The sequence below is a fragment of the Rhizobium sp. CB2179 genome (assembly GCF_057653455.1).
The window spans coordinates 46,783-70,020 of sequence record NZ_JBYGKR010000006.1; the positions used below are offsets into that span (position 1 = coordinate 46,783).

At 61.4% G+C, this 23,238-nt stretch carries 22 protein-coding genes and 6 pseudogenes; 20 read left to right on the forward strand and 8 right to left on the reverse strand.

Annotated elements, in window-relative coordinates:
- Position 1: 1 nt before the first annotated feature.
- Both AC244Q_RS35725 and tnpB read right to left on the reverse strand, forming a co-directional pair.
- Positions 2 to 193: pseudogene (locus tag AC244Q_RS35725) on the reverse strand (transposase domain-containing protein); the annotation flags it as partial.
- Between the two features lie 58 nt (positions 194 to 251).
- Entirely contained in the window at positions 252 to 410 is a 159-nt protein-coding gene (gene tnpB / locus AC244Q_RS35730) for an IS66 family insertion sequence element accessory protein TnpB (RefSeq protein WP_245460507.1), read from the reverse strand.
- A 14-nt stretch (positions 411 to 424) separates the two neighbouring features.
- On the opposite strand from tnpB, the pseudogene AC244Q_RS35735 reads away from it, so the two are divergent.
- Both AC244Q_RS35735 and AC244Q_RS35740 read left to right on the forward strand, forming a co-directional pair.
- Positions 425 to 1,162: pseudogene (locus AC244Q_RS35735) on the forward strand (LysR family substrate-binding domain-containing protein); the annotation flags it as partial.
- A 312-nt stretch (positions 1,163 to 1,474) separates the two neighbouring features.
- Positions 1,475 to 1,653, forward strand: a pseudogene (locus AC244Q_RS35740) (His-Xaa-Ser repeat protein HxsA); the annotation flags it as partial.
- A gap of 65 nt (positions 1,654 to 1,718) precedes the next feature.
- Here the strand turns inward: AC244Q_RS35740 and AC244Q_RS35745 are convergent.
- Positions 1,719 to 2,153, reverse strand: coding sequence for a helix-turn-helix domain-containing protein (locus AC244Q_RS35745; RefSeq protein ID WP_348630305.1), 435 nt, complete (start codon positions 2,151 to 2,153; stop codon positions 1,719 to 1,721).
- Here AC244Q_RS35745 and AC244Q_RS35750 point away from each other — a divergent pair.
- Positions 2,152 to 3,042, forward strand: coding sequence for a LysR family transcriptional regulator (locus AC244Q_RS35750; RefSeq protein WP_128408330.1), 891 nt, complete (start codon positions 2,152 to 2,154; stop codon positions 3,040 to 3,042). The genes AC244Q_RS35745 and AC244Q_RS35750 overlap by 2 nt on opposite strands.
- A 269-nt stretch (positions 3,043 to 3,311) precedes the next feature.
- On the forward strand, positions 3,312 to 4,232 hold the full coding sequence (locus AC244Q_RS35755; protein WP_128408329.1) for an ArdC family protein: 921 nt from the start codon (positions 3,312 to 3,314) through the stop codon (positions 4,230 to 4,232).
- 63 nt (positions 4,233 to 4,295) lie between these two features.
- On the opposite strand, the gene AC244Q_RS35760 is transcribed toward AC244Q_RS35755, so the two are convergent.
- The 3 genes from AC244Q_RS35760 to AC244Q_RS35770 form a co-directional block, all read right to left on the reverse strand.
- Complete coding sequence (locus AC244Q_RS35760; protein ID WP_128408292.1) at positions 4,296 to 4,541, reverse strand: WGR domain-containing protein; 246 nt, start codon at positions 4,539 to 4,541, stop codon at positions 4,296 to 4,298.
- 95 nt (positions 4,542 to 4,636) lie between these two features.
- Complete coding sequence (locus tag AC244Q_RS35765) at positions 4,637 to 6,319, reverse strand: type IV secretory system conjugative DNA transfer family protein (protein WP_128408291.1); 1,683 nt, start codon at positions 6,317 to 6,319, stop codon at positions 4,637 to 4,639.
- Positions 6,316 to 6,636: a mobilization protein gene (locus tag AC244Q_RS35770; protein ID WP_128408290.1), complete on the reverse strand. Its 321-nt coding sequence runs from the start codon at positions 6,634 to 6,636 to the stop codon at positions 6,316 to 6,318. Before AC244Q_RS35770 ends, AC244Q_RS35765 begins: the two co-directional genes overlap by 4 nt.
- A 283-nt stretch (positions 6,637 to 6,919) precedes the next feature.
- On the opposite strand from AC244Q_RS35770, the pseudogene traA reads away from it, so the two are divergent.
- Positions 6,920 to 10,206: pseudogene (gene traA / locus AC244Q_RS35775) on the forward strand (Ti-type conjugative transfer relaxase TraA).
- A gap of 95 nt (positions 10,207 to 10,301) precedes the next feature.
- A pseudogene (locus tag AC244Q_RS35780) lies at positions 10,302 to 10,523 on the forward strand (type IV toxin-antitoxin system AbiEi family antitoxin domain-containing protein); the annotation flags it as partial.
- A gap of 223 nt (positions 10,524 to 10,746) precedes the next feature.
- On the opposite strand, the pseudogene AC244Q_RS35785 reads toward AC244Q_RS35780, so the two are convergent.
- Positions 10,747 to 11,047, reverse strand: a pseudogene (locus tag AC244Q_RS35785) (type II toxin-antitoxin system RelE/ParE family toxin).
- Entirely contained in the window at positions 11,047 to 11,328 is a 282-nt protein-coding gene (locus tag AC244Q_RS35790) for a type II toxin-antitoxin system Phd/YefM family antitoxin (protein WP_128407505.1), read from the reverse strand. Before AC244Q_RS35790 ends, AC244Q_RS35785 begins: the two are co-directional and overlap by 1 nt.
- Before the next feature lie 220 nt (positions 11,329 to 11,548).
- Here AC244Q_RS35790 and AC244Q_RS35795 point away from each other — a divergent pair, with 220 nt between their 5' ends.
- The 14 genes from AC244Q_RS35795 (at position 11,549) to AC244Q_RS35860 (ending at position 23,229) form a co-directional block, all read left to right on the forward strand.
- Positions 11,549 to 12,541: an LLM class flavin-dependent oxidoreductase gene (locus AC244Q_RS35795; RefSeq protein ID WP_128407504.1), complete on the forward strand. Its 993-nt coding sequence runs from the start codon at positions 11,549 to 11,551 to the stop codon at positions 12,539 to 12,541.
- A 24-nt stretch (positions 12,542 to 12,565) separates the two neighbouring features.
- The gene (locus AC244Q_RS35800; RefSeq protein WP_128407503.1) at positions 12,566 to 13,915 is read left to right on the forward strand and encodes an LLM class flavin-dependent oxidoreductase; all 1,350 of its coding nucleotides are present in this window, start codon (positions 12,566 to 12,568) and stop codon (positions 13,913 to 13,915) included.
- A 17-nt stretch (positions 13,916 to 13,932) separates the two neighbouring features.
- The gene (locus tag AC244Q_RS35805) at positions 13,933 to 15,132 is read left to right on the forward strand and encodes a M20 aminoacylase family protein (RefSeq protein WP_128407502.1); all 1,200 of its coding nucleotides are present in this window, start codon (positions 13,933 to 13,935) and stop codon (positions 15,130 to 15,132) included.
- A complete protein-coding gene (locus AC244Q_RS35810) occupies positions 15,129 to 15,686 on the forward strand; it encodes a GNAT family N-acetyltransferase (protein WP_017997716.1) in 558 nt (185 codons plus the stop codon). The genes AC244Q_RS35805 and AC244Q_RS35810 overlap by 4 nt, the downstream gene beginning before the upstream one ends.
- A gap of 37 nt (positions 15,687 to 15,723) precedes the next feature.
- Complete coding sequence (locus tag AC244Q_RS35815) at positions 15,724 to 17,499, forward strand: amino acid ABC transporter permease/ATP-binding protein (protein WP_128407501.1); 1,776 nt, start codon at positions 15,724 to 15,726, stop codon at positions 17,497 to 17,499.
- Positions 17,500 to 17,591: 92 nt separating this feature from the next.
- The gene (locus AC244Q_RS35820) at positions 17,592 to 18,536 is read left to right on the forward strand and encodes an ABC transporter substrate-binding protein (RefSeq protein ID WP_128407500.1); all 945 of its coding nucleotides are present in this window, start codon (positions 17,592 to 17,594) and stop codon (positions 18,534 to 18,536) included.
- Positions 18,537 to 18,602: 66 nt separating this feature from the next.
- A complete protein-coding gene (locus AC244Q_RS35825; RefSeq protein ID WP_128407499.1) occupies positions 18,603 to 19,538 on the forward strand; it encodes an ABC transporter substrate-binding protein in 936 nt (311 codons plus the stop codon).
- A 7-nt stretch (positions 19,539 to 19,545) separates the two neighbouring features.
- Complete coding sequence (locus tag AC244Q_RS35830; protein ID WP_128407498.1) at positions 19,546 to 20,583, forward strand: LLM class flavin-dependent oxidoreductase; 1,038 nt, start codon at positions 19,546 to 19,548, stop codon at positions 20,581 to 20,583.
- A 55-nt stretch (positions 20,584 to 20,638) separates the two neighbouring features.
- Positions 20,639 to 21,235, forward strand: coding sequence for a 2-hydroxychromene-2-carboxylate isomerase (locus AC244Q_RS35835; protein ID WP_128407497.1), 597 nt, complete (start codon positions 20,639 to 20,641; stop codon positions 21,233 to 21,235).
- Positions 21,236 to 21,434: 199 nt separating this feature from the next.
- Positions 21,435 to 21,995, forward strand: a complete 561-nt coding sequence (gene msuE / locus AC244Q_RS35840) for an FMN reductase (protein WP_128407496.1) — start codon at positions 21,435 to 21,437, stop codon at positions 21,993 to 21,995.
- A gap of 11 nt (positions 21,996 to 22,006) precedes the next feature.
- On the forward strand, positions 22,007 to 22,204 hold the full coding sequence (locus tag AC244Q_RS35845) for a hypothetical protein (protein WP_128407495.1): 198 nt from the start codon (positions 22,007 to 22,009) through the stop codon (positions 22,202 to 22,204).
- A gap of 33 nt (positions 22,205 to 22,237) precedes the next feature.
- Complete coding sequence (locus tag AC244Q_RS35850; RefSeq protein ID WP_017997704.1) at positions 22,238 to 22,414, forward strand: hypothetical protein; 177 nt, start codon at positions 22,238 to 22,240, stop codon at positions 22,412 to 22,414.
- A 13-nt stretch (positions 22,415 to 22,427) separates the two neighbouring features.
- Positions 22,428 to 22,577 (forward strand): hypothetical protein, encoded by a 150-nt coding sequence (locus AC244Q_RS35855; RefSeq protein ID WP_017997703.1) that lies wholly within the window; start codon positions 22,428 to 22,430, stop codon positions 22,575 to 22,577.
- A 70-nt stretch (positions 22,578 to 22,647) separates the two neighbouring features.
- The gene (locus tag AC244Q_RS35860) at positions 22,648 to 23,229 is read left to right on the forward strand and encodes an RBBP9/YdeN family alpha/beta hydrolase (RefSeq protein ID WP_128407494.1); all 582 of its coding nucleotides are present in this window, start codon (positions 22,648 to 22,650) and stop codon (positions 23,227 to 23,229) included.
- The last annotated feature ends 9 nt before the right edge of the window (positions 23,230 to 23,238 follow it).

A 23,238-nucleotide genomic window follows, 5' to 3' on the forward strand; every position in this document is an offset into this window, starting at 1 on the left:
CCTATGCCGCAACGGCTGCTGTTTGCGTCGGTGTCCAGTTCCACGGCAGCAATTTCTCCAGCCTGCTGATCGGGGTGTCCGCAATGTTGGCGAGGACGTCCGCAAGCCAAGCCTGCGGATCGATGTCGTTGAGCTTGGCGCTCATGATCAGTGTCGCCATGAATGTGGCGCGATCGGCACTACGATCCGATCCCGTTCTAGCTTTTTTGTGAACAGGCAGGCTCCCTGGCCGTCATGCCATATAACCTTAATCAGGCCGCCGCCACACCGCGGAATGCGAACAGATACCCGCACATCGGATCGCGCTTCAGCGTCTCTTGCACCATCAGCGACAGACCCGGAAAGCCCTTGCGCATGTCCGTATGGCCAGTTGCCAACCAGACCTTCACCCCATTCGGAACCGGGATCATCTCCGACCCAGCACACCAGACGGGTGGAGCTGACGCGGGCAGGGGAGATCTTCCACGAACGCTGCGTCGGGATCCTGAGTGAGGTCGATCTGAGTGCCGAGATCACCAGGGCGGTGGCCGGAAAGACGATAAGGCAGATCAGGATCGGCACCGTCTATCCCGCCACCACCGGCGTGCTGCCGGCGTTTCTGGCAAAGATCGCCCGCAAGTACCCGGATATCCGCATCCATATATCAAGCGGCAATACCGGCGACATCATCCGCGGCCTGGAAAACGGCCAGATCAATCTCGGCTTCATTAGACCGGTGGAAAACATCGGCTCCTTGCGCTTCTCCTCGATCGCCCATGAGCGATATCTGTTGGCGGTGGCCAGGAGCAACCCACTGGCGGAGAGGGCGGAGATTGGTATCGACGATCTACGTTCGGAAAGGATCATCGCCTTCAACCGCAAGAACCTCTCCTATACCGAGCGGTACTTCAACGAGAAGTTCGAGGAATACGATCTGACCCGCAACATCGCTTACAGCTGCGACGACACCTATTCGCTGGTGTCGCTGGTCTCTGCCGGCCTTGGCATCGGCTTTGCGCCGGAATGGACCGAGGGCCTGCCGAACCGGGCCTTCGAGCTCAAGGCGGTGAGAGGCATCGATTTCCGGATCGGGCTCGGTGTTGCCTGGAACAAAGAGGATCCAACCGCCTCGCGCGATGACATTGTCGATATCGCACGGTCACTGGCACGGCCGGGCAGGTGAGGCGAGGGGTATCGCGGTGCCGACCTAAGCGGAACGGCTTGCCGGGGGCAGTCGGTCCCGGGTTCCGCTCGTTCCCGAGCGGCGCTCCGCTAACCCTCCTGCGGCTGCCCTTTTAACCGGTCAAGCCGTGCGCGAACTGGCGTCGGCGCGGACGCGCCTTCGCCTGGTATGCTCATTGTTTGGAGGGGCGCCCTTGCCGTGGCGTCGGCGCAAGAGGGCCGGCGGCCAAGCCGTCCGTCAGAATTCCGGCGACTGATCTTACAGATCGATGCCGGGCTTGCCCGAGCGACTCTCGGTCGGAGCGAGATGTCCACAGGGGCGGCCCGGTCCCCACCGGCGGCTCTCTGATTGCACCGACACCCGCTCCTGCGCCGGCCGCCCCGTAGCAAATTGCACCCGCGAAGCCACTTCCCGGAAACTCGAACAAGGTCAGGCGGATCGTCATCCAGGTGCAGTCGGGATTGACTGCCTACGGTTATTACGCTGGTTCCTCGCTTCCCTTCAAGGCGACAAGGATGGGTTTCGCCGACGAGCAAGGGCATGTCCATCTGAGATATTAGCGCCGTCCTTTTGCTGCGACGATCGCTTCCGCCAGTATGATACATAGCTGTAGTTCTTCGAGCGTCATGCCGTTCGCGGCATTTGCAAAGCGTTCCAGGAGATCTGTCGTTTCAGCAACTCCGTCGGCGTGTCCTGCGACGCCCAGCAGCCAATTTGGTGTTGTGCCCAGCGACAACGCTATTCTTACCAGTATCGCTAGGTCTGGTTCTCTTCGGCCGGCCACATAGTGCGCATATCGGCGCTCATCGAGGCCTACCCGCCTTGCTGCCTCGGCGTTCGAAATGCCTAGCTGTTCAGCTCTTTCGCGAAGCCGCTTTGAAAGAATATCCATGGGAACGATTTGTTCCCCATTGATAACGATCTGGCCACGAACGATATGGAGTGTTATAACTACAAACTGTAGTTTTAGAAATTGAAAGGTCGGGTTCATGGAACTACGCCAGCTCTCCTACTTCGTCGCGGTGGCCGAGGAACTGCACTTCGGCCGGGCGGCCGCCAAGGTGCGCATCGCCCAGCCGGCACTTTCCAATCATGTGCAGGCGCTTGAACGGGAGCTCGGCTGCGCGCTGTTCATCCGCTCGACCAGGCGGGTGGAACTGACCAGGGCAGGGGAGATCTTCCACGAACGCTGCGTCGGGATCTTGAGCGAGGTCGATCTGAGTGCCGAGATCACCAGGGCCGTGGCCGGCAAGACGATCCGGCAGATCAGGATCGGCACCGTCTATCCGGCGACCACCGGCGTGCTGCCGGCGTTTCTGGGAAAGATCGCCCGCAAGTACCCGGATATCCGCATTCATATATCAAGCGGCAATACCGGCGACATCATCCGCGGCCTGGAAAACGGCCAGATCAATCTCGGCTTCATCCGACCGGTGGAAAACATCGGCTCGTTGCGCTTCTCCTCGATCGCCCATGAGCGTTATCTCTTGGCGGTGGCCCGCACCAACCGGCTGGCCGGGCAGGCGGAGATCGCCATCGACGATCTGCGCGGGGAGAAGATCATCGCCTTCAACCGCAAGAACCTCTCCTATACTGAGCGGTACTTCAACGAGAAGTTCGAGGAATACGACCTGACCCGCAACATCGCTTACAGCTGCGACGACACCTATTCACTGGTGTCGCTGGTTTCTGCCGGGCTTGGCATCGGCTTTGCGCCGGAATGGACCGAGGGCCTGCCGAACCGGGCTTTCGAGCTGAAGGCGGTGAGGGGCATCGACTTCAGGATCGGGCTTGGTGTTGCCTGGAGCAAGGACGACCCAACCGCCTCGCGCGACGACATTGTCGATATCGCCCGCTCGCTGGCACGGCCGGCCAGGTAAACGATCTGCGCTTCGGTCAGCTGTGACGCGAGCGATGTGACGACGCCTCGCGGATCAGCCACGTATGCCTGCGTCTAAACCCCCCACCTAGACTTCGACCATCGCGTCCTGCCCCGGCTTTTGGTCCTGCCAGGCTCGCGCCGCCCGCAACGGCTTTGCCGTCCTCCACTGCGTTGCGGCCCCGCGGGGTGCAGGCAGCGCTTGCAGCCCGGCTTTCGGACCGCCGTAGCAGGTCGCGATGGCCGCGACCTCGAAACGGAGGTTTAGACATGAGCAGGCAGCAATCCAACCAACGAACCGATATCCACAGCCGCATCACCAACACGATCATCGCCGATCTCGAAGGCGGCGTGCGGCCATGGACCAAACCCTGGACGACGGGACATGCGACAGCCGAGGTCGGCCGGCCACTGCGCCACAACGGCCAGCCCTATTCCGGGATCAACGTCCTGCTCCTCTGGTCGCAAGCCATCGCCTGTGGCTTTGCCTCATCACGCTGGATGACGTTCCGCCAGGCCATCGAACTCGGCGGCGCCGTGCGCAAGGGCGAAACCGGCACGACCGTCGTCTTTGCCAGTTCGTTCATCCGCACCGAGACGACCGAGACAGGCACCGAGATCGAACAGGATATTCCATTCCTCAAGACCTACACGGTGTTCAACACCGATCAGATCGCCGGTCTTAACGGCCGCTTTGACGAGATCGCACCTCTCCGGGATCCGATGAGCCGGATCGGCAATGCCGGCCGCTTCTTTGCCAATACCGGCGCGCTGATCCGCCACGGTGGGTCGGCTGCCTATTATGCCGCTCAGCGTGATTACATCCAGATGCCATGCCTGGATGCCTTCAGGGACGATGCTTCCTATGTCGCCGTCCTCAGCCACGAGATGACGCACTGGACCGCCGCACCGCGACGCCTTGATCGCGATCTCAGCCGCTACGCGAAAGACAGGAGCGAACGCGCCCGCGAGGAGCTCATTGCCGAACTCGGCAGCGCGTTTCTCTGCGCCGATCTCGGCATCGTCCCAGAGCTCGAACCGCGCCCCGACCACGCCAGCTATCTCGATGGCTGGCTCAAGGTTCTGGCCAACGACAAGCGCGCCATCTTCTCGGCGGCGGCCCATGCGCAGCGCGCCGTCGACTACCTGCATTCCTTGCAGCCGGAGCGCAACGAGGAGGAGGCGGCGTGAGCCGTCTCTTCCTTCACTCAACTGTCTCTTCCTTCGCTCAGGCATGCGAGACGCGGATGCCGATCACCGCAGCGGAAGGTAGCCTCGCGACCGCTTCCTGCGCAAAAGGCTGAGCAGGAGATCGACGGCTTTTGCCTCGCTGTCGAAGACATGGATCTTCTGCTGCCCGCGACTGCCGATGCGTCCCCAGCTGCGCACCAGCGAGGTCTCGCCGAAGAGGTTCGGCTCGATCGACAGCGCATAAAAGCGGGCCATGTTCTTCGATGGATCGATTCGTTCGATGTAGAGACGATAGGGCTGAACTGTCATGCCGGCAGAATCGCAAAGAACGGTTCACGGCGTCCAACGACATTTGTGAATCGGTTAGGCCCGATCGATTCATCGGGGTGATGGGACCGCCTGACTCATCGCTCCTGCCTGGCGAACAATCCGGCAAACTCCGGATCGGCATAATAGCGCAACTTTGTCGCAACGATCGGCCGCTGGCCGGCGATGAACAGCAGCTCGGTCTCGGCATTCATGTTGCGCACTTCGTCGGGCGTCAGCAGCGGCCGGCCGACATGCTGCTCGGCAAAGGAGAGGCCGGTCCTTTCCGAATCGAGCGCACGCGCCGCCGTGTTGAACACCACGGTTTCCTGGCCAAGCAGATCGGAGACCAGACGGGCGCTGTCGTGATCATTGACGCCGAACACCTGCAGCACGCCGGCGTTTGACAGAAACGTGCCGGCACGCTGGCCATAGGTGGCGCGCAGTTGATGAATGTCCTGAACGATCGGCCAGAGCTGCACACCGTAACCGGCCATCAATCCCATGGCCCGTTCGATCGGTGCCAGATGACCAAGGGCGGCGAACTCGTCGAGCAGATAGAGAACAGGTGGCGCAGATGGTTGCGGCGAGGGTGCCGTGCGCGCCATCTCCGTCAGGCTCTGGGCCACCAGCAAACGCAGCCAACGCGAGTAGGCCGCAAGCCTGTCTGGCGGCAAGACCAGAAACACGGTCGCCTTGTTTGCCTTGAGATCACCGAACCGGAAATCCGATCGTGACAGCACCTCGGTCATGCGCGGGCTGTCGAGGAAATGTGTGTGTCGCTGTGCCGCCGACAATACGCCGCTGGCTTCGCGATCCGACTTGCCAAGATGACGGTTGGCGGCCCGTGCAATCAGTCCGCTAATCGCATCATTCCCCTGCATCTCATGAAGCAGATTCTGGAATGCCGCCGGCGCCATCGTCAGCAAATGCCTGAGCGTGGTCAGCGTGCGCTTGTCGTCTGGCTGGCTGGCAAGCACATGCAGCAGCAATCCAGCGATCAGCGCCTTGGCTTCCTCGTTCCAATGGGCGTCACCCGAAAGACCAGGTTCGTCGAACACCAGTGCATCGGCCAAGGTGGAGACGTCTTCGGCAACATCGATGCCGGCTGGATTAAAACCGTCCATCGGATTGAAGGCAGCCGTTGGTCTGCCGGTGATGCCGAACGGATCGAGGATATGAACCGGCCCGAACTTCTCTCGTGCATCACTGGCTATCTTCGCATTCTCGCCTTTCGGATCGATGCAGATGATCGAGCGGTCGGCGGTCAGAAGGTTCGGGATGATGGTGCCGACACCCTTGCCGCTGCGCGTCGGCGCCATGGTGAGCAGATGAGCCGGCCCCTCATATCGCAGCAAGCGACCGGAACCTTGCGCGCGGCCGATCAGCAATCCGCGTTCCGCCTTTGTCAGCGGCGCAATCTCTCTTCGGCCGGCAAAGCGCGCAGACCCATGCGTGTCGTCGCTGACAGTTCCAAAATGGGTGATCAACGGTACCGACAACAATCGAATGAGCAGCACGACCGCAAAGGCCATCACCACCCAATCGCCGATATGCCAGATGACGTCACCCCTGTGGCCGCTGAGGATCACGCGTCTGAGGTAGTCGATCCCGAAGTAGACGGTGAAGACGACAAGCAAATAGCCAAATGCACCCATGACAAACGACTTGGCATATCGCAGCGGAAAGGTGATCAGGGCGACGATCGCCCAGAGCGGATCGCGGGCCGCCATGCGCATCATGTTTGCGAAGGCAATCTTGATCTGGTTGGCATGGATCATGATGCCGCACTCCCGTTGCCGACATTGCCGATATTGCCGCGCGACGGTTCGTGTAGCTGTGGCTTCAGCAGATCGTCGAACAGATCCCGATCGCCATCGCGGGTCAGGAACTTTGGCAGTTCCGATCTGAGCCAGGCTGCCAGTCCTCCGCCGATCTGCACATCGCGATCATTCTCCAGCCGATGCAGCACAAGTGCGCCGATCAGCACCTTGCGGCGCGTATCGATGGCGCGTTCCTGCTTGCCGAGACGGATCTGCAATGTCTTGCGCTGCGCTTCCAGCTGCGCCAGCCGTTCGCCGATGGATTTGCGTACCACTGTCGTTGTCTCCCTGTTCCACAATCAGCGATCGGCCCAGCGCCATCAGGACAATGACCGCACACGATCGCATGCGCAGATGCTGCCGCGATGGGTGCATGTCGGCTACTCGCAAATCTGCGCGTGGAAGCGACGGGCTGAACGGCTTACGAGGTCATCGGGAGATTGCCGCGTGCTCCCACCAGTGCCCGAAGGCGCGAAGCGACGAAGGCACAAGGGCGCACTTACGAGTTGCGGGGCAACTCAAGGCGCGGGCCGGCGGCCCGCTAACAAAGGGATGGCGATGGCGATCTATCATCTCAGCATGAAGCCGATCGCCCGCAGCGCTGGCCGTAGCGCTGTGGCGTCCGCCGCCTATCGTGCGGCCGAGCGGCTGACCAACGAGCGTGATGGGCTAACCCATGATTTTAGCAACAGGACAGGTGTCGAGCATGCCGAGATCGTCTTGCCGACTGGGTCTTCCGCCTATTGGGCGATGAAGCGATCGGCCTTGTGGAATGCCGCCGAGCGTGCCGAGAAGCGCAGCGACGCCCGTATCGCCCGGGAATTCGAAGTCGCCCTGCCGAACGAATTGAGTTCCGATCAACGCCTGGCGCTGACGCGGGCCTTTGCCGAAGATCTGGCCAATCGTTATGGCGCTGCCGTCGACTTCGCGATCCATCGGCCGGGTGGGGCAAGCGATATCAGAAACAGCCACGCGCATCTGATGATGACGACGCGTGAGGTGAGGGAAACCGGTCTTGGCGACAAGACGCTGCTCGAGCGGGAAAACAGATGGCTTCTCGCCAATCACCTGCCGCCATCGCAGCTGCAGCTGAAGGATATCAGACAGGCGTGGGAGCATCTTGCCAACACGCACCTTGAGAGGGCCGGCCACGATATCCGCATCGATCATCGCTCGCATCTGGAAGCCGGGATCACGATCGAGCCGAGCGAACATGTCGGTGTGCACGCCACTCAGATCAATCGGCAGGGTGGGGCAGTCTCGCGCGTGCGCATCTCACCGCAATCGGCCGATCGCAATGCCGAGATCATTCGCCGGCGACCCGAAGAGATATTGAAGCTGATTACCAACGAGAAAAGCGTCTTCAGCCGCTATGACATTGCCAGGGCTCTGCATCGCACCATCAATGACGATGCGCAGACCTTCCAGAATGCTTTTGCATCGGTCATGGCGTCAAAAGCACTTGTCGAGCTCAGACCCGACAGTTCAAGCCTTCGCGGCCGTGACGGCGAGGCACGTTATTCGACGGTCGAGATGGTGGCGATCGAGGGTGCGATGGCAACAGCCACTGTTGCGATGAAGACGCGCCAAAACCACGGTGTCTTCAAGCGCAATGTCGATGCGGCCATCGCCGATCAGGACAGATCGATCCAGGCGGGAAATCCTTCACCGGGGCAGGGGCTGTCGGCGGAACAGCGCCAGGCGATGGAGCATGTCACCGCCGGCTCTCAGATCGCCGTGGTGATCGGTTTTGCCGGTGCCGGCAAGAGCACGATGCTGGCGGCTGCCCGCCAGGCCTGGGAAGCGCAGGGCTATCGCGTTCATGGCGCGGCGTTGGCCGGCAAGGCCGCGGAAGGCCTGGAGCAATCGTCGGGGATCGCCAGCCGCACCTTGGCGTCCTGGGAATACAGCTGGCAGGCTGATCGTGGTCGGCTGAATGCTCGTGACGTGTTCGTCATCGACGAGGGCGGCATGGTCGGAAGCCGTCAGCTCGCCCGCTTCGTCGACGAGGTCAAACGGGCCGGCGCCAAGCTCGTCCTGGTCGGAGATCATGAACAGCTTCAGGCGATCGGAGCGGGCGCGCCGTTCCGGGCAATCGCCGAAGCCGTCGGCCATGCGCAATTGTCGGACGTCCGACGGCAAAAAACCGATTGGCAAAAGCAGGCCTCGATCGACTTCGCCTCGCATCGGACTGCGGACGGGCTTGCTGCCTACCAAGCACATGGCAACATCCAGCTGAAAGCAAACCGCGACGACGTGCTGAAGGCGATCATTGCCGATTACGTCGCTGACCGATCGGCCAATCCCAACGACACGCGCATTGCCATGGCCCATCGGCGGATAGATGTGGCTGCGATCAATGCCGGCATTCGTGCTCGGTTGCAGGATCGCGGTGAGTTGGCAAAATCCGGCAACCCGCCTGGTGATAAAGGTGGGAACTGAGCTACCAGACCAACAATGGGAAGCGATCCTTCGCACGCGGCGATCGCATCGTCTTCCTGGAGAATAATCGCGACCTCGGCGTCAAGAATGGCATGCTGGGCGAGGTGATCGCCGTCCAACCGGATGCAATACAGGTTCGGCTTGACGGCAAGGCGCAGACGCAAGATGGGCAACGCCAGTTGACCGTACCGGTCAATCGTTACCAATCCTTTGACCACGGCTACGCCACGACGATCCACAAGACGCAAGGCGCTACCGTCGACCGGAGTTTTGTCCTGGCGTCGACGACGATGGACCGGCATCTGACCTACGTGGCGATGACCCGTCATCGCGAGGAGGTGCAGCTCTATGCCGGGCTGGATGCGTTCAAGACTGTGCGATCCCTGACAGAGACACTGAGCCGCTCAGGCGTGAAGGAGACGACGCTTGACTATACCCATGACTTTGCCAATCGGCGCGGCATGGAGGATCGCCGGGGGCAGGGCGAGAGCGAGGTCGCATCTCACGAAATCAGCAAAGGGATACAGCCCATTCCGGACACGGCGGTTCCCAAGCCAATGCAAGAACCGCGGCCGCTCGCAGCCCGCAGCATCGCCGATGGCGGCTCTTCGCACCAGGATCCCACTGGCGATGAACGCGACGATGAACGCCGCGTGCTCGTTGCGGCGGTTAAGACCTATGCGATGAGCGTCGAAGCGGTTGGGCGGTCAAGGGCAATGCTGGCATTCGACCGAGATTGGGAGGCGGCAAAGCAGCTCGCGCCGCAGGTGTTCAAAGACGCGCCAGCGGCAATGGACGTGTTGCGCGGCCGCATCCTGAACGAGAACGCAGATCCGGTCGCGCTTGCCAGTCAACTCAGCACTTTGCCGGAGACGATCGGTGCGCTCGCCGGCAAGACCGGCCTGTTCGGAGGCAACGCCGAACGCAAACACGCGCTTTCGCGGATCGATGCGCTGGCGTCGCATGTTCGCCAATCCGCCAAGACCTGGCAGCGTCGCCTTGCGGCCGAATGCGGCTCGGAACGCTGGAAGCGAGAAAAGCAGGACGTCGTCGAGGTTCTGGGGCCGAGCCGCCGGAGTGAGGCGCTGCTGCGCCAGCTCGACGATCTCCCCTATAGCGACAAGGCCAAGTTCGTCGAACGACTGGCGGCGACACCGGAGGGCCGTCAGGCGCTTGCCGAGGCAAAGGACATCGCTACTGCGATCGAAACGCGCTTCGGTCGCGCCGATCCCTCAGATCTCGCGGATCAGCTGAAGCGAGTGGGGCCCGATCAGGTTGAGGACGTCGAGCGGATCCGCCAGGTTGCTCGCCTTGCCGATCGTAATCATCGTGCGGAGCTCACCCAGCAGATGGAGTTGAAGCGGTCACTTTCGCGCACGAAGAGTTTGGGATTGGGGATGTAGAGTTCCATCTCCGACCGGTGGTCTTTTTGATTTGGGCCGGATCGTTCTGCGTGTCGATGAGCAGCGGATCGGCTCGGTCTTCCTGATCTGCTTGCATCGAGGGCGTCGAGGTGCCGATCACAAATCCGGCGCGTTCGATCGTCGATTGCTTCCGCTATCGGGCGAAAGTCGGCCTCGATGTTGCGATGGAGGGGCTGCGCGAGGGGCTCCGTCGGCGCAAGACCACAAGCGACGACCTCTGGACATATGCGAAAGAGGCCAGGATCTGGTCGATCATGCGACCCTATGTCGAAGCGACGGTGGCCGATGGCGCGTGAACTCAAGAAAAACGTAGGGGCATCGGCGGTCGTTCCTTGGTCGCGAACGAATGGCGGCCGCACCACCCGCCTTGGGCACGGTGGTCGCTGATCTCGGACGCTTCCTATTGCCGCTGACGCAGCCTGTGGAAGGGGAATGGCGCTGGAAGCCTCATGAGGGCTCGATTCAGCTCAAGTAAAGCAGCTTGGATATCCAAAGCGCTGAAGTACGATATGCCGGACGTCAGCGGATGAGCCTTCGCTCGAGAAAGCTTCGCATCTCGCGCCGTCCGTCTACGCCGCCGTAGCCGGCGACATCGGTGCCCATAATGCGATAGACCATGCGCTACGGTTTTTGGTGTAGTTCCCGATATTCGGAAATTCCGATCCCCCGCCAACTCCTTCGGAATATTTCCGCCGGCGCATGCGCTCTCAATTTCCGTCAGGAAGTGCCCTGGCTCTCCGCGCCGGCGCGCTGGCGATGAAGCGATAGAGATCCTCGATGTCGCGTTCCTCTTCCTCGCGAAAAGAACACGGTATGGCATCAGGATTGGGTGTCCGCCAGACGTTTGCGGATGCGCGCGAAGGATTCCGCAGCGGGGCGCAGTTTGCCCTCCTCGACCTGCCGGTTGGTCAGCGCCAGCACCTTCAGAAGCGCCAGCGTCTCCTGTGTTTCTTCGTATTGGCCGATATCCTGAAGGACGGCTTTCGCCTCTCCGTGAAGCGTAATGACGACCGGCTGCGGACTATCCTTCAGCTTTCGGATGACCTCCGGCGCATGCGCCTTGAGATAGCTGATCGGCTTGACCTGTTCTGACAGCTTCATGCGGTTACTCCGTTTCGACCAGAATATAGACCATCAAGTGGCGATTGAAGGAAGCCTTACGCTGCCAGTGAGACACAGTCCCGGCAGGGGATTTTCCATCTTAGGTGCGGCCGCTTTTTTTTACGCATCGCGTTCGAAAGAGAATGCCATTTCTTATAATGAAGGTTGTCTACTGATTTTATAGACTAAACTTTGCAACCAAGGATCGGATCGTGGCGTCATGACCTATCTCCTCAGCCTTCTCGACAAAAGCCCGATCGAACAGGGTCTCACCGCGGCGGACGCGCTTCGGGCGACGGTCAAGATTGCCGCCCGGGCCGAGGAACTCGGTTATCACCGTTTCTGGGTCGCCGAGCATCACAACATGTCCAATCTGGCGAGCTCGGCGCCGGAGGCGCTGATCGCCTATCTCCTTGCCAGGACATCGAGGATCCGCATCGGCTCCGGCGGAGTCATGCTGCAGCACTACAGCGCGTATAAGGTTGCCGAGACCTTTAATCTTCTGGCATCGCTTGCGCCCGGCCGCGTCGATCTCGGTGTCGGCAAGGCGCCGGGAGGCTTTCCGCTCTCGACGCGCGCCCTGCAGCTTGCCGTCGATCCGGCCAGGAAGCCGGATTTCGCGAGCCAGCTCTCCGATCTCAACACATATCTCGCTGCCGACCCGAATTACGAGGGGGCGCAGGCAACGCCTTTCCCGCCGACTGCTCCCGAACGTTTCCTCCTCGGCGCCAGCGTCGAAAGCGCCGAGCTCGCTGCCGAGAAGGGTTGGGAACTCGTTTTCGCCGGTCACCTGAACGGCGATCCTGACAATTTGCGCAGAACCTTCGAGGCCTATGAGCGGGCATCCGGCGGCAAGCGCCCGATCCTGGCGCTCGCAGCCTTCGCCGCCGAAAGCGAGGACTATGCCCGCGAGCGCGTCGGCAAGCTGCGCATCGTCAAGGTGTTCCTGCCGAACGGCCAGACCGTTAATGTCGGCAGCGAGGAGCAGGCGGCCGAATTTGCCCGCCAGGCCGGCGTCACCGATTACCGCATCGAGGAAAAGGTGCCGAGCGTGCTGCATGGCACGGCGGAGCAGATCCGCAAGGAGCTGGACGAACTTCACCGCCGCTACGGGGTCAAGGAGTTCGTGCTCGACACGCCGGCGCTTTCGGCCGCCGAGCGCCTGGCCTCCATCGAGCTGCTCGCCAAAGAGCGGCTTTCCCTCGTCGCCTGACCGTTTCCAAAAAGGATTGATCCCATGGCTCAAAGACACGTCACGTTCGGCATCATGCTGCAGGGTCCCGGCGGTCACATGAATGCCTGGAAGCATCCAAGCGGACCGGCCGATGCCAGCGTCAATTTCGATTTCTTCGTCAAGACGGCGCGCAAGGCGGAGGCGGCCGGCATCGCTTTTGCCTTCGTTGCCGACGGGCTCTACATCAACGAGCAGTCCATTCCGCATTTCCTCAACCGGTTCGAGCCGATCGCCATTCTCTCGGCGCTCGCCGCGTCGACCTCGAAAATCGGCCTCGTCGGCACGGTCTCGACCTCCTACAGTGATCCCTTCACCATCGCCCGCCAGTTCGCCTCGATCGATCTCATCAGCGGCGGCCGGGCAGGGTGGAATGCGGTGACCTCGCCGCTCGAGGGTTCCGGGCGCAATTACAGCCGCGAACATCCCGAACACGAACTGCGCTACGAGATCGCCGAGGACTATATCGATGCGATCAAGGGCCTGTGGGATTCCTGGGACGACGACGCCTTCGTCCGCAACCGTGAGACCGGCGTCTTTGTCGACAAGACGAAGATGCATCGCCTCAACCACAAGGGCCGTTTCTTCCGCGTCGAGGGGCCGCTCAATATCGGCCGTTCCAAGCAGGGCCAGCCCGTCGTTTTCCAGGCGGGCGCCTCGGACTCGGGCATCAGGCTTGCCGGCAAGCATGCCGACGCGGTCTTCACCAATGGCGGGCCGTTCGAGGAGGCGCAGGCCTTCTACCGCCAGCTCAAGGACAGCGTAATCGCCCATGGCCGCAGTGCCGCGGAAGTCGGAATCTATCCTGGTATCGGACCGATCGTCGGAGCGACGCAGGAAGAGGCGGACGCCAAGTATCAGGCGATCCGCAACCTCGTCACCATCGAGGAGGCGCTGCTCTATCTCGGTCGCTTCTTCGATCATCATGATTTCAGCGTCTATCCGCTCGACGCGCCGTTCCCCGAGCTCGGCGATATCGGCAGGAACAATTTCCGCGCCACCACCGACCGCATCAAGAAGACGGCGCGGGAGAAGGACCTGACGCTCCGCCAGGTCGCGCTTGATTCCGCAACGCCGCGCACCGCCTTCATCGGCACGGCGGAACACATCGCCGACGAGATCATCCGTTGGGTGGATCATGGCGCCGCCGACGGCTTCATCCTCGGTTTCCCTGTCATCGCCGAGGGCTTCGACGACTTCTCCAGATACGTTCTGCCGATCCTCACGGAACGCGGCTATTTCGATCCGGTCCTGAAGGGCGAGACGCTGCGCGACCATCTCGGCCTGCCCTTCCGCGAAAGCCGCTATGCGGCGGGCGCGGATCAGGTCGAGCGCGGAAAGGCGGTCGGCGCCTGAGGCGCTGACGAACGGCAATGAACATCATCGCTCAGAACTCGCACAGCAACGATCCGGTCGAGAAAAGTATCGCCGCCTATCTCGACGAGATCATCGCGCTTCGCCACGACCTGCACCAATATCCGGAGCTCGCGTTTCAGGAGCTCAGAACCAGCAAGCTTGTGGCATCCCACCTTTCCTCCTGGGGCTATGAGGTGGCGACGGGCATTGCCGGAACCGGCATCGTCGCCACCCTCAAGCGCGGCGATGGCAAAAAGCGGATCGGCATCCGCGCCGACATGGACGCGCTGCCGATCGAGGAGGCGACCGGTCTTGCCTATGCCAGCAGCAATCCTGGTGTCATGCATGCCTGCGGCCATGACGGACATACGTCGATCCTGCTCGCCGCCGCCCGTTATCTCGCCGAAAGCGGCAATTTCAGCGGCACGCTGCGGCTGATCTTCCAGCCCGCCGAGGAAATCGGCGCCGGCGCCCGCAAGATGATCTCGGAAGGCCTGTTCGAACGTTTTCCTGTCGACGCGGTCTTCGGGCTCCACAACTGGCCGGGTGTTCCCGCGGGTCAATTCGGCTTCGTTAGCGGCCCCGCCATGGCTTCGGTCGATCAGGCGGTAATCAAGATCATCGGCAAGGGCGGCCACGGCGCCGAGCCGCACCGCGCCGTCGATCCGGTGCTTGCCTCGGCATCCTTCATCACCGCCCTGCAGAGCGTCGTTTCCCGCAATGTCGACCCCCAGGACATGGCGGTCGCCACCGTCGGCTCGATCCATGCCGGCTCCGCCTCGAACGTCATCCCTGAGAGCGTCGAGATGAAGCTCACCATGCGGGCCTTCAGCGAGACGGTCCGCCAGTTGTTGCGAGACCGCATTCCCGCCCTTGCCCGCGCCCAGGCCGAAAGCTTCGGCGCCGAGGCGGATGTGAATTACCGCCTCGGCTTTCCGGCGCTGGTCAATCACGCAGCCGAGACGGCCTTTGCCCGCGACGTCGCCTTTGACGCACTCGGCCCGGCGGCGGTCGAGAAGGATTTCCGGCCGAGAACGGCGAGCGAGGATTTTGCCTTCATGCTGCAGGCAAATCCCGGCAGCTACCTCTTCGTCGGGAATGGCGACAGCGCTCCTCTCCACAATGCCCACTACAATTTCAACGACGCGATCATTGCGCCCGCCGCCCGCTACTGGGTCCGGCTCGCCGAAACCTTCCTCACTGATGACAACGGGTGATGAACGATATGAGCGATACGTTTCTCTATACCAGCCCTCTCGACCCGCGCGCCAAGCCGCTGATCGATGAATTGATCCACGAGTATGACAGCCGCTACGGCAACTATTTCAATGCCGAAGGGGCCGCAGCCGAGCTGAACCGCTATCCTCCCGAAGCCTTTGCGCCGCCTGACGGCAATTTTCTCCTGTTGATCCGTGGTGGCGAAACCATCGGCGGCGGCGCTTTCAAGAACTATGACGAACGCACGGCCGAGTTCAAACGCATCTGGACGCGCTCCGATCTGCGCCGTCACGGCCTTGCCCGCCAGGTGCTGGTGGAATTGGAGGCCCAGGCCGCCCGCCAAGGTTATTCCCGCATCTACCTGACGACCGGCTTTCGCCAGCCCGAAGCCGTCGGCCTCTATCTGAACTACGGCTACACCGCTCTCTTCGACACCTCCGTTGATCCCGAGATCTACAAGAGCCTGCCCTTCGAGAAGGACATCACCCATCTCGCTGAGCCTGCTCACGAAGATGCCGAACCGCGCCTGCGGGTGGCCGGCGCAAATTTCTGAAAACGGCAAGGACCGACAATCATAAAAGGGAAGCACAATGGCGCTGACAACGGATTTCGCAGGCATCGACCCCGGCAGCAGGACGGCAGGATCGAAGGATTACTCCCGTTACCGCATCGTGCCGGCGCGTCATCCGGGCCGCCTGGCAGGCACGATCTTTGCCGCCGTCGTCATCATCGCCGTGCTCTATTCCATCTTCACCAATCCGCGCTGGGGCTGGGGCGTCTTTGCTGAATGGTTCTTTGCCGAACCAGTGCTCGTCGGTCTCGGCAGGACGCTGCTTTTGACCGTGCTTGCCGCCATATCCGGATCCATCCTCGGAACCGCTCTGGCGCTCGCCCGCGTTTCCAGGTCGCCGCTGCTCTCAGGTCTTTCCTGGGGCTATATCTGGTTGCTGCGCTCGATCCCGGTCATCGTGCTGCTGCTGATCCTGAACAATCTCGGCTACCTCTACGAGACGATCAAGATTGGCATTCCCTTCACCGATACCGTCTTTCTCGACTATCCGACAGTGCAATTGCTGACGCCCTTTGCCGCCGCCTTCCTCGGCCTCACGCTCAACCAGTCTGCCTTCTTCGCCGAGATCGTGCGCGGCGGTATTCTCTCGGTGGATCATGGTCAGCTGGAGGCGGCCGCCGCACTCGGTCTGCCGCGCCGCCGCCAGGCCTTCCGCATCGTGCTGCCGCAGGCCATGCGCTCGATCCTTCCGACCGGCTTCAACGAACTCATCGGACTGGCGAAGAGCACCTCGATGGTCTACGTGCTGGCGCTGCCGGAGCTCTTCTATACGGTCCAGGTGATCTACCGCCGCAATCTCGAAGTCATTCCGTTGCTGATGGTCGCGACCGTCTGGTACCTGATCATCATGACGGTGCTGTCGATCGCTCAGCGCTATATCGAACGCTACTTTTCCAAAGGCGCCGTGCGCAACCCGACGCCGTTGCCCTTCCAGGCATTTTTCGAGCGTTTGCGCCGTCCGCTGCCTGTCCTCGAGACGGCGACCGACACCGTGCGCAAGATCGGTTTCCAGGATGCGGCGACGCTGCGGGCCGCAGGCGGCGCGGTGCGCATCCACGGTATCTCGAAGAGCTTCGGTTCGCTGAAAGTGCTCGATGACGTCGAGCTCAGCCTTCCCGCCGGCAGCGTGACCGCCATCCTCGGTCCGTCCGGCTCGGGCAAGTCGACGCTTCTGCGCGCCATCAACCATCTGGAGCGTGTCGATGAGGGTTTCATCTCGGTCGACGGCGATTTCGTGGGTTACAACAGGAAGGGCGACACGCTCTATGAGCTCAAGGAGAAGGATATCCTCAAACGCCGCGCCGATATCGGCATGGTCTTCCAGAGCTTCAATCTCTTCCCGCATCTGACCGTGCTCGAAAACCTCATCGAGGCACCGATCCAGGTTCGCGGTGTCGGCCGCGAGGACGCCGTGCAGCTGGCGCAGGAGCTGCTGGCACGCATCGGCCTCAGCGACAAGATTAACGCCTATCCGCGCCAGCTCTCCGGCGGCCAGCAGCAGCGTGTGGCGATCGCCCGCGCACTGGCGCTCCGCCCGAAGGTGCTGCTCTTCGACGAGCCGACATCGGCGCTCGATCCGGAGCTCGTCGGCGAAGTGCTCGACGTCATCAAGGAGCTTGCCCGCACCGGCACGACGCTCGTCATCGTCACCCACGAGGTGGGCTTTGCCCGCGAAGTTGCCGATACGGTCGTCTTCATGGACAGCGGCCGCATTCTGGAGGCCGGGCCGCCGGCCCGCATCTTCGCACAAGCGGAACATCCCCGCACCCGGGAATTCCTCGCCAAGGTTCTCTAGCGCGAACCAGCGCTGGCGAAACGCCGGGCCGCGACGGGCTGCTCCGGCCGAATAACAATAACCACAACCTAAAGATGAAATGGAGAAGGGGCATGACATTTACAGATAGGGCAAGGCTTCTGATAGCGGGAGCCATCACCATGGCCGCGATCGGTTTCGGTTCCGCGCAGGCGCAGCAGAAGTTCGATCTCAGCCCCGAGCAGCCGAACCGGCTGCGGGTTGAAAAGAACGAGAAACGCATTGCCGAAATCAAGGACTTCAAGTTCGTCGAAAACGGCGTCTTCACCGTCGGCATCAGCTCGAGCGGCAATCTGCCGCTGCATGATTATGCCTCCGATTCCAAAACCGTCATCGGTTATGACGTCGATCTGGCGCAGGCCATTGCCGACAGCCTGGGCCTGAAGCTCGAGTTGGTTTCGGTCGCCTGGGCCGATTGGCCGCTGGGGCTGACCTCCGGAAAGTTCGACGCGGTGATCTCCAACGTGACGGTGACGGAAGAACGCAAGGAGAAGTTCGATTTCTCGACCTACCGCAAGGATGAGCTTGGCTTCTACGTCAAGGCCGATAGCCCGATCGCGGCGATCAAGCAGCCGAAGGATATTGCTGGCCTGAAGGTGATTACCGATGCCGGCACCAACCAGGAAAAAATTCTGCTGGAGTGGGATCGCGAGAACGTCGCCGCCGGCCTGAAGCCAATCGAGGTGCAATATTATGACGACGACGCGGTCAAGGATCTCGCCGTTCAGTCCGGCAGAGCAGACACTGTCTTCAGCGTGAACGCAACGCAGGCCTATTCGGCGGGGATAAACGGCAAGACCAAGCTTGTCGGGACCGTCAGCGGCGGTTGGCCGATCACGGCCGAAATTGCCGTCACCACACGCAAGGGCAGCGGTCTGGCAGCGCCCTTGAGCGATGTCGTCAATGACCTGATCGCCAGCGGCGCCTATCGGAAGATCCTCGATACCTGGAACCTCGGTCCGGAGGCGATCGACAAGGCCCAGACCAACCCGCCCGGCCTGCCGAAGAGCGGCTCCTGATCAGTTCCTATAGGGCCGGCGGCATTGCTGCCGGCCACCCTGCCTGACAGTTTGGAGAATAAAACCATGATTGCCTTTCCGGCATTCCGGACCCTGCTGATTGCCGCCATGGCGTCAGCCCTTTCCTACGGCGCAGCTCATGCAGCCGAGGATTTTGACCTCAGCCCAGATCAGCCGGGCCGGCTTCACGCCGCGAGGAACGATGCGGCGATTGCCGCAATCCCCAAGGATTTCAAGTTCGTTACGTCAGGCAAGTTTACTATCGCGGTCAGCCCCGGCGGCCCGCCGCTTGCTACTTATGCCACCGACGCCAAGACTGTGGTCGGGGCAGATCCCGATTATGCCTATGCCATCGCCGATAGCCTCGGCCTGACGCTGGAGATCGTGCCGGTCGCTTGGATTGACTGGCCGCTCGGCCTCGCCTCGGGCAAGTATGATGCCGTCATCTCCAATGTCGGGGTCACCGAGCAGCGCAAGGAAAAATTCGATTTCTCCACCTACCGCCAGGGCCTGCATGGTTTCTTCGTGAAATCCGACAGTCCGGTCACCTCGATCAAGGAGCCCAAGGATGCGGCAGGCCTCAGGATCATTGTCGGGGCCGGCACCAACCAGGAGCGCATCCTGGTGAAGTGGAGCGAGGAAGATGTTGCCGCGGGCCTGAAGCCGATCGAACTGCAATATTACGACGACGAGGCGGCAAGCCTTCTCGCGCTGCGGTCCGGCCGGGCCGATGTCATCGTCCAGCCGCATGCGCAGCTCGTCTTCATCGCCGCGCGCGACAAGAACATCAGGCGGGTCGGCACGCTGAGCGCCGGCTGGCCGGATCGCTCGGATGTGGCGATCACCACCCGCAAGGGAAGTGGGCTGGCCGATGCGCTGACTGTCGCCACCAACGACCTGATCAAGGACGGCACCTACGCAAAAATCCTCGACCACTGGCATCTTTCCGAGGAAGCCTTGCCGGTATCCGAGACCAACCCGCCCGGCCTGCCGAAATACTGATCATCGGATGGCACGAGTGGGCAATATATCCATCAGCCATATCGGCTTCCTCACCCCCGGCAACTATCCCGACGAAGATCCGTTGTCGGGATTGGAGCAGACGCTTGAGCAGCTGCAATATGGCGAAGATCTGGGCTTCGACAGTGCCTGGGTCCGCCAGCGGCACCTGGAGCCTGGAATCTCTTCGGCCAGCGCCTTCCTGGCGGCGGCGACGCAGCGAACCAGCCGGATCGAGCTTGGAACCGCGGTCATCCCGATCGGTTACGAGAGCCCTTACCGGCTGGCCGAAGATCTTGCCACCGTCGATGTTCTGTCGCGTGGACGGCTGAATGTCGGCGTCAGCGCTGGCCGGCCACTGCACGCCGAGCTGATCGCCCCGCTCGTCTTCGACGGCGATTGGACGGGTTACGATTTCTCGCATGATCGCGTGCTGCGCTTTGCCGACAATCTGCGTGGCACTTATCTCGGCGACGAGCAGACCTTGATCAAGACGCCCTTCGGCCCGCAGCGGCCGCGGCTGCAGCCTTATGCCAGGGGCCTGATCGACCGGATCTGGTATGGCGGCGGGTCGCAGCGCTCGGCCGAATGGGCCGGCCGCAATGGTTTCAACCTGTTGACCGGCAATGTGATAACTGGCGAGGGGACCGATGATTTCTTCACCGCGCAATCGCGGCTGATCGAAACCTATCGCGCCGCTGGCACGCAGCGCCGGGTCGCGCTGGGCCGCGTCATCGTGCCTTTCGACAGCGCCGATGCGGCAACGCGCCGCCGATATCGAGACTATGCCGATGGCCGCCATGAGCGAACCCTTTCACCGCAGGGCGAGCGGGGCACCTTGTTTGCCCGCGATGTCGTCGGCACATCGGACGAGATATTGGCGCAGCTGTTTGCCGATCCGATCCTGCCCGAGGTCAGCGAGTTGAGGCTGGAGCTCCCTTACGAGTTCGAGCACGAGGAATACCGCCAGATTCTCCGCGACTTCGTGACGCTGATCGCCCCGGAGCTCGGATGGAAAGCACAATCCGAAGTTAGATCCGCTTCCTGAAAATACCGTCGCCCATTCGACGCCAGAACAATCACCTCGCAGGGAACATGCATCAGTGACCAAATCAGTAGAGTACTTCTTTTCGATCGGCTCACCCTGGTCCTATATCGGCTTCGACGCCTTCGCCGAACTTGCGGCGAAGAACGACGTCGTCATCACGCCCTATCTGACGACGGTGGTCGAGGAAAATGGCGGTATCTTTTCGCGCAACCGCCCGGAGATCCGGCGCGCTTATTGGACGCGGGACCTCAAGCGCTGGGCGCGCGTGCGCGGCAAGGAACTGCGGCTCGAACATCGCCCTGATTTGAGTGATGCGACGCCCGCGTCCCTCTTCGTGATTGCCGCCTATCTCGACGGACAGGATTGGATCGGCGTTGCCCGCGCCCTGCAGCATGCCTTCTGGAGCGAGGCGAAGGATATCGGAAAGCCCGACGTGCGCGAGGCGATCGTGACATCAGCGGGTTTCGATGGCGCGGTGCTCCTCAGACGACAAGCCGACGACGATGTCCAGAACAAATGGTCGGCAGACCGCGTGCATGCGCGCGACAGCGGCGTCTTCGGCTTTCCCACATATGTCTTTGACGGCGAGATCTATTGGGGACAGGACAATTTACCCTTCCTCGAACGTCATCTTCACGGCGACAAGCCTTAGGCTTGGCTCAAGCAATGTGACCGCAATGAATTGCAGCGTCCCGCGGTCTGAGATGTCGATGGCGATTGGCTTGCAGCTTAGGCGTGCTGAAGATGCGGTGAACGTTTTTTTCAACCAGGCGAAGAAGGAGAGATGCACGTTCCTTTAATCGATCAATTTTGTAGACAATAGTTGGAGCAACGCAAAGAGAGGAAAAACCATGTCAGCTTTCAAACTCGTCGGCATCGCTGGCAGCTTCAACCGTCCATCGAAGACATTGGCACTTGTGCGGCACATCGCCGAACGTGCGAGCATTCGCTACGGATTTACCAGCAAGAGCTATGATCTCAATGATGTCGGTCCGTCGCTGGGCAGCGCCTTGTGGCGCAAGGATCTCGACGCGCAGGCCAGGCATGTCGTCGACGAGATCGTGCAGGCCGATGTCCTGATCATCGGCTCGCCGACCTACAAGGGCTCTTATCCCGGCCATTTCAAGCACCTCATCGACCTGATCGACCCCCACGAACTTCGGGGCAAGCCGATCATCATCACGGCGACCGGCGGCGGTGACCGGCATGCGTTGATGGTCGAGCATCAGCTTCGGCCGCTGTTCGGGTTTTTCATGGCCCATACCTTGCCGACCGCCGTCTATGCGTCCGATCGCGATTTCACAGACTATGCGGTTTCATCCGACGCGCTCTTGGCCCGCATCAACGAAGTGATCGGCGAATTGGCGGCCTTCTTTCCGGGCGCAAACCCGGCTCTGGCGGCAGCCGAGTAAGGATCGTCACCATGGCTCGATCTCAGGAAGCAACGATCACAGATGCCGAAAGGCCGGGGGCAAGCGAGCAATTGTGGAGCGTCTTCGAATTCGCCCGACGCTATCGTCTCGCCAAACGCGAGGAGAACCGCCTGCTGATGCTCTACGGACCGACGGCATCGCTTCATGTTCTTCTCGCCAATGCACAACGTCATTCGCTGATTTTCTAGCCGAATAATACCGGTTCCTGACAGGAGGTTCGCATGAAGCTTGATTTTCAGTTCTGGCTGAAGCTTTCGATCGGCCGGTTCCTCGGCCTGAAGCCGCCCGCTGCACGGGAGCCGGTAAACGGATTGTTCGCGCGGGACGACGAGCGCGACCGGTCCGCGCGCGAATACGAACTCCATTATTGGGGCACCATGCCCGGCCTTTGGTATTGAGGAGAACGGCGCGATGGCGATTGTCGTTGAGACCGACCTGCGTCGGGGCGGTGCGAGAAGAGCGGAAGGCAGCGTCATGTCGCATTTCAGGCATGCGGCCGGAATCTGCACGATCGTCAGCTCCTTCACATTCCTGTTCGCCCTGGTGATCGGGTGGATCTGATGAGTGATGTCCGATGTTTGCCCCAATCGAGAAAAAGGCCGACGCGCAGCTTCAAAGAGGAAGCCGTCAGATGATCGACGTACTTATTCTTCCCGGGCTTTTCGGCTCGGGAGAAGGGCATTGGCAACAGCATTGGCTGCAGGATCAGCCGGGCAGTCGTCTAGTCGCTCAGGACGACTGGGACCATCCGAACCTTGACAACTGGCTGCTGCGATTGGAAGGCGCGCTTGAAGAGGCCGGCGAGGCCTATCTGGTTGCCCACAGTCTCGGATGCCTGCTTGCCGCCCGCTTGGCCGGGCGAAGTGCTGCTCGCCGCGTCAAAGCAGCATTGCTCGTTGCTCCATGCGATCTGCCGGTCACGGAAAACCTGCATCCCGGGCTTATCTCGTTTGGCGCCATGCCGACAGCGCCTTTGCCTTTTCCGAGCATTGTCGTCGGCAGCATGAACGATGCGTACATGACGGTCGATCGGTTGACCCTGTTCGGCCGCTTGTGGAACGCAGAGACCAGGAATATCGGCCTTGCCGGGCACATCAATGTCGCCAGCGGCTTTGGCCGCTGGCGCAGCGGCTACCGATTGCTGGAGGGCTTGAAGACGCAAACGCGCGGTCGAAGGTATGTCGTTTCCATGCCGCCGGCTTTTGCTATGTGAGTGGAATCG

What these genes read in the sequence shown, in the direction of transcription:
- tnpB (WP_245460507.1), bottom strand. Translation starts at nt 410, where the DNA reads ATGATCCCGGTTCCGAATGGGGTGAAGGTCTGGTTGGCAACTGGCCAT.
- AC244Q_RS35750 (WP_128408330.1), top strand. Translation starts at nt 2,152, where the DNA reads ATGGAACTACGCCAGCTCTCCTACTTCGTCGCGGTGGCCGAGGAACTG.
- AC244Q_RS35745 (WP_348630305.1), bottom strand. Translation starts at nt 2,153, where the DNA reads ATGAACCCGACCTTTCAATTTCTAAAACTACAGTTTGTAGTTATAACA.
- AC244Q_RS35755 (WP_128408329.1), top strand. Translation starts at nt 3,312, where the DNA reads ATGAGCAGGCAGCAATCCAACCAACGAACCGATATCCACAGCCGCATC.
- AC244Q_RS35760 (WP_128408292.1), bottom strand. Translation starts at nt 4,541, where the DNA reads ATGACAGTTCAGCCCTATCGTCTCTACATCGAACGAATCGATCCATCG.
- AC244Q_RS35765 (WP_128408291.1), bottom strand. Translation starts at nt 6,319, where the DNA reads ATGATCCATGCCAACCAGATCAAGATTGCCTTCGCAAACATGATGCGC.
- AC244Q_RS35790 (WP_128407505.1), bottom strand. Translation starts at nt 11,328, where the DNA reads ATGAAGCTGTCAGAACAGGTCAAGCCGATCAGCTATCTCAAGGCGCAT.
- AC244Q_RS35795 (WP_128407504.1), top strand. Translation starts at nt 11,549, where the DNA reads ATGACCTATCTCCTCAGCCTTCTCGACAAAAGCCCGATCGAACAGGGT.
- AC244Q_RS35800 (WP_128407503.1), top strand. Translation starts at nt 12,566, where the DNA reads ATGGCTCAAAGACACGTCACGTTCGGCATCATGCTGCAGGGTCCCGGC.
- AC244Q_RS35805 (WP_128407502.1), top strand. Translation starts at nt 13,933, where the DNA reads ATGAACATCATCGCTCAGAACTCGCACAGCAACGATCCGGTCGAGAAA.
- AC244Q_RS35815 (WP_128407501.1), top strand. Translation starts at nt 15,724, where the DNA reads ATGGCGCTGACAACGGATTTCGCAGGCATCGACCCCGGCAGCAGGACG.
- AC244Q_RS35820 (WP_128407500.1), top strand. Translation starts at nt 17,592, where the DNA reads ATGACATTTACAGATAGGGCAAGGCTTCTGATAGCGGGAGCCATCACC.
- AC244Q_RS35825 (WP_128407499.1), top strand. Translation starts at nt 18,603, where the DNA reads ATGATTGCCTTTCCGGCATTCCGGACCCTGCTGATTGCCGCCATGGCG.
- AC244Q_RS35830 (WP_128407498.1), top strand. Translation starts at nt 19,546, where the DNA reads ATGGCACGAGTGGGCAATATATCCATCAGCCATATCGGCTTCCTCACC.
- msuE (WP_128407496.1), top strand. Translation starts at nt 21,435, where the DNA reads ATGTCAGCTTTCAAACTCGTCGGCATCGCTGGCAGCTTCAACCGTCCA.
- AC244Q_RS35845 (WP_128407495.1), top strand. Translation starts at nt 22,007, where the DNA reads ATGGCTCGATCTCAGGAAGCAACGATCACAGATGCCGAAAGGCCGGGG.
- AC244Q_RS35850 (WP_017997704.1), top strand. Translation starts at nt 22,238, where the DNA reads ATGAAGCTTGATTTTCAGTTCTGGCTGAAGCTTTCGATCGGCCGGTTC.
- AC244Q_RS35855 (WP_017997703.1), top strand. Translation starts at nt 22,428, where the DNA reads ATGGCGATTGTCGTTGAGACCGACCTGCGTCGGGGCGGTGCGAGAAGA.
- AC244Q_RS35860 (WP_128407494.1), top strand. Translation starts at nt 22,648, where the DNA reads ATGATCGACGTACTTATTCTTCCCGGGCTTTTCGGCTCGGGAGAAGGG.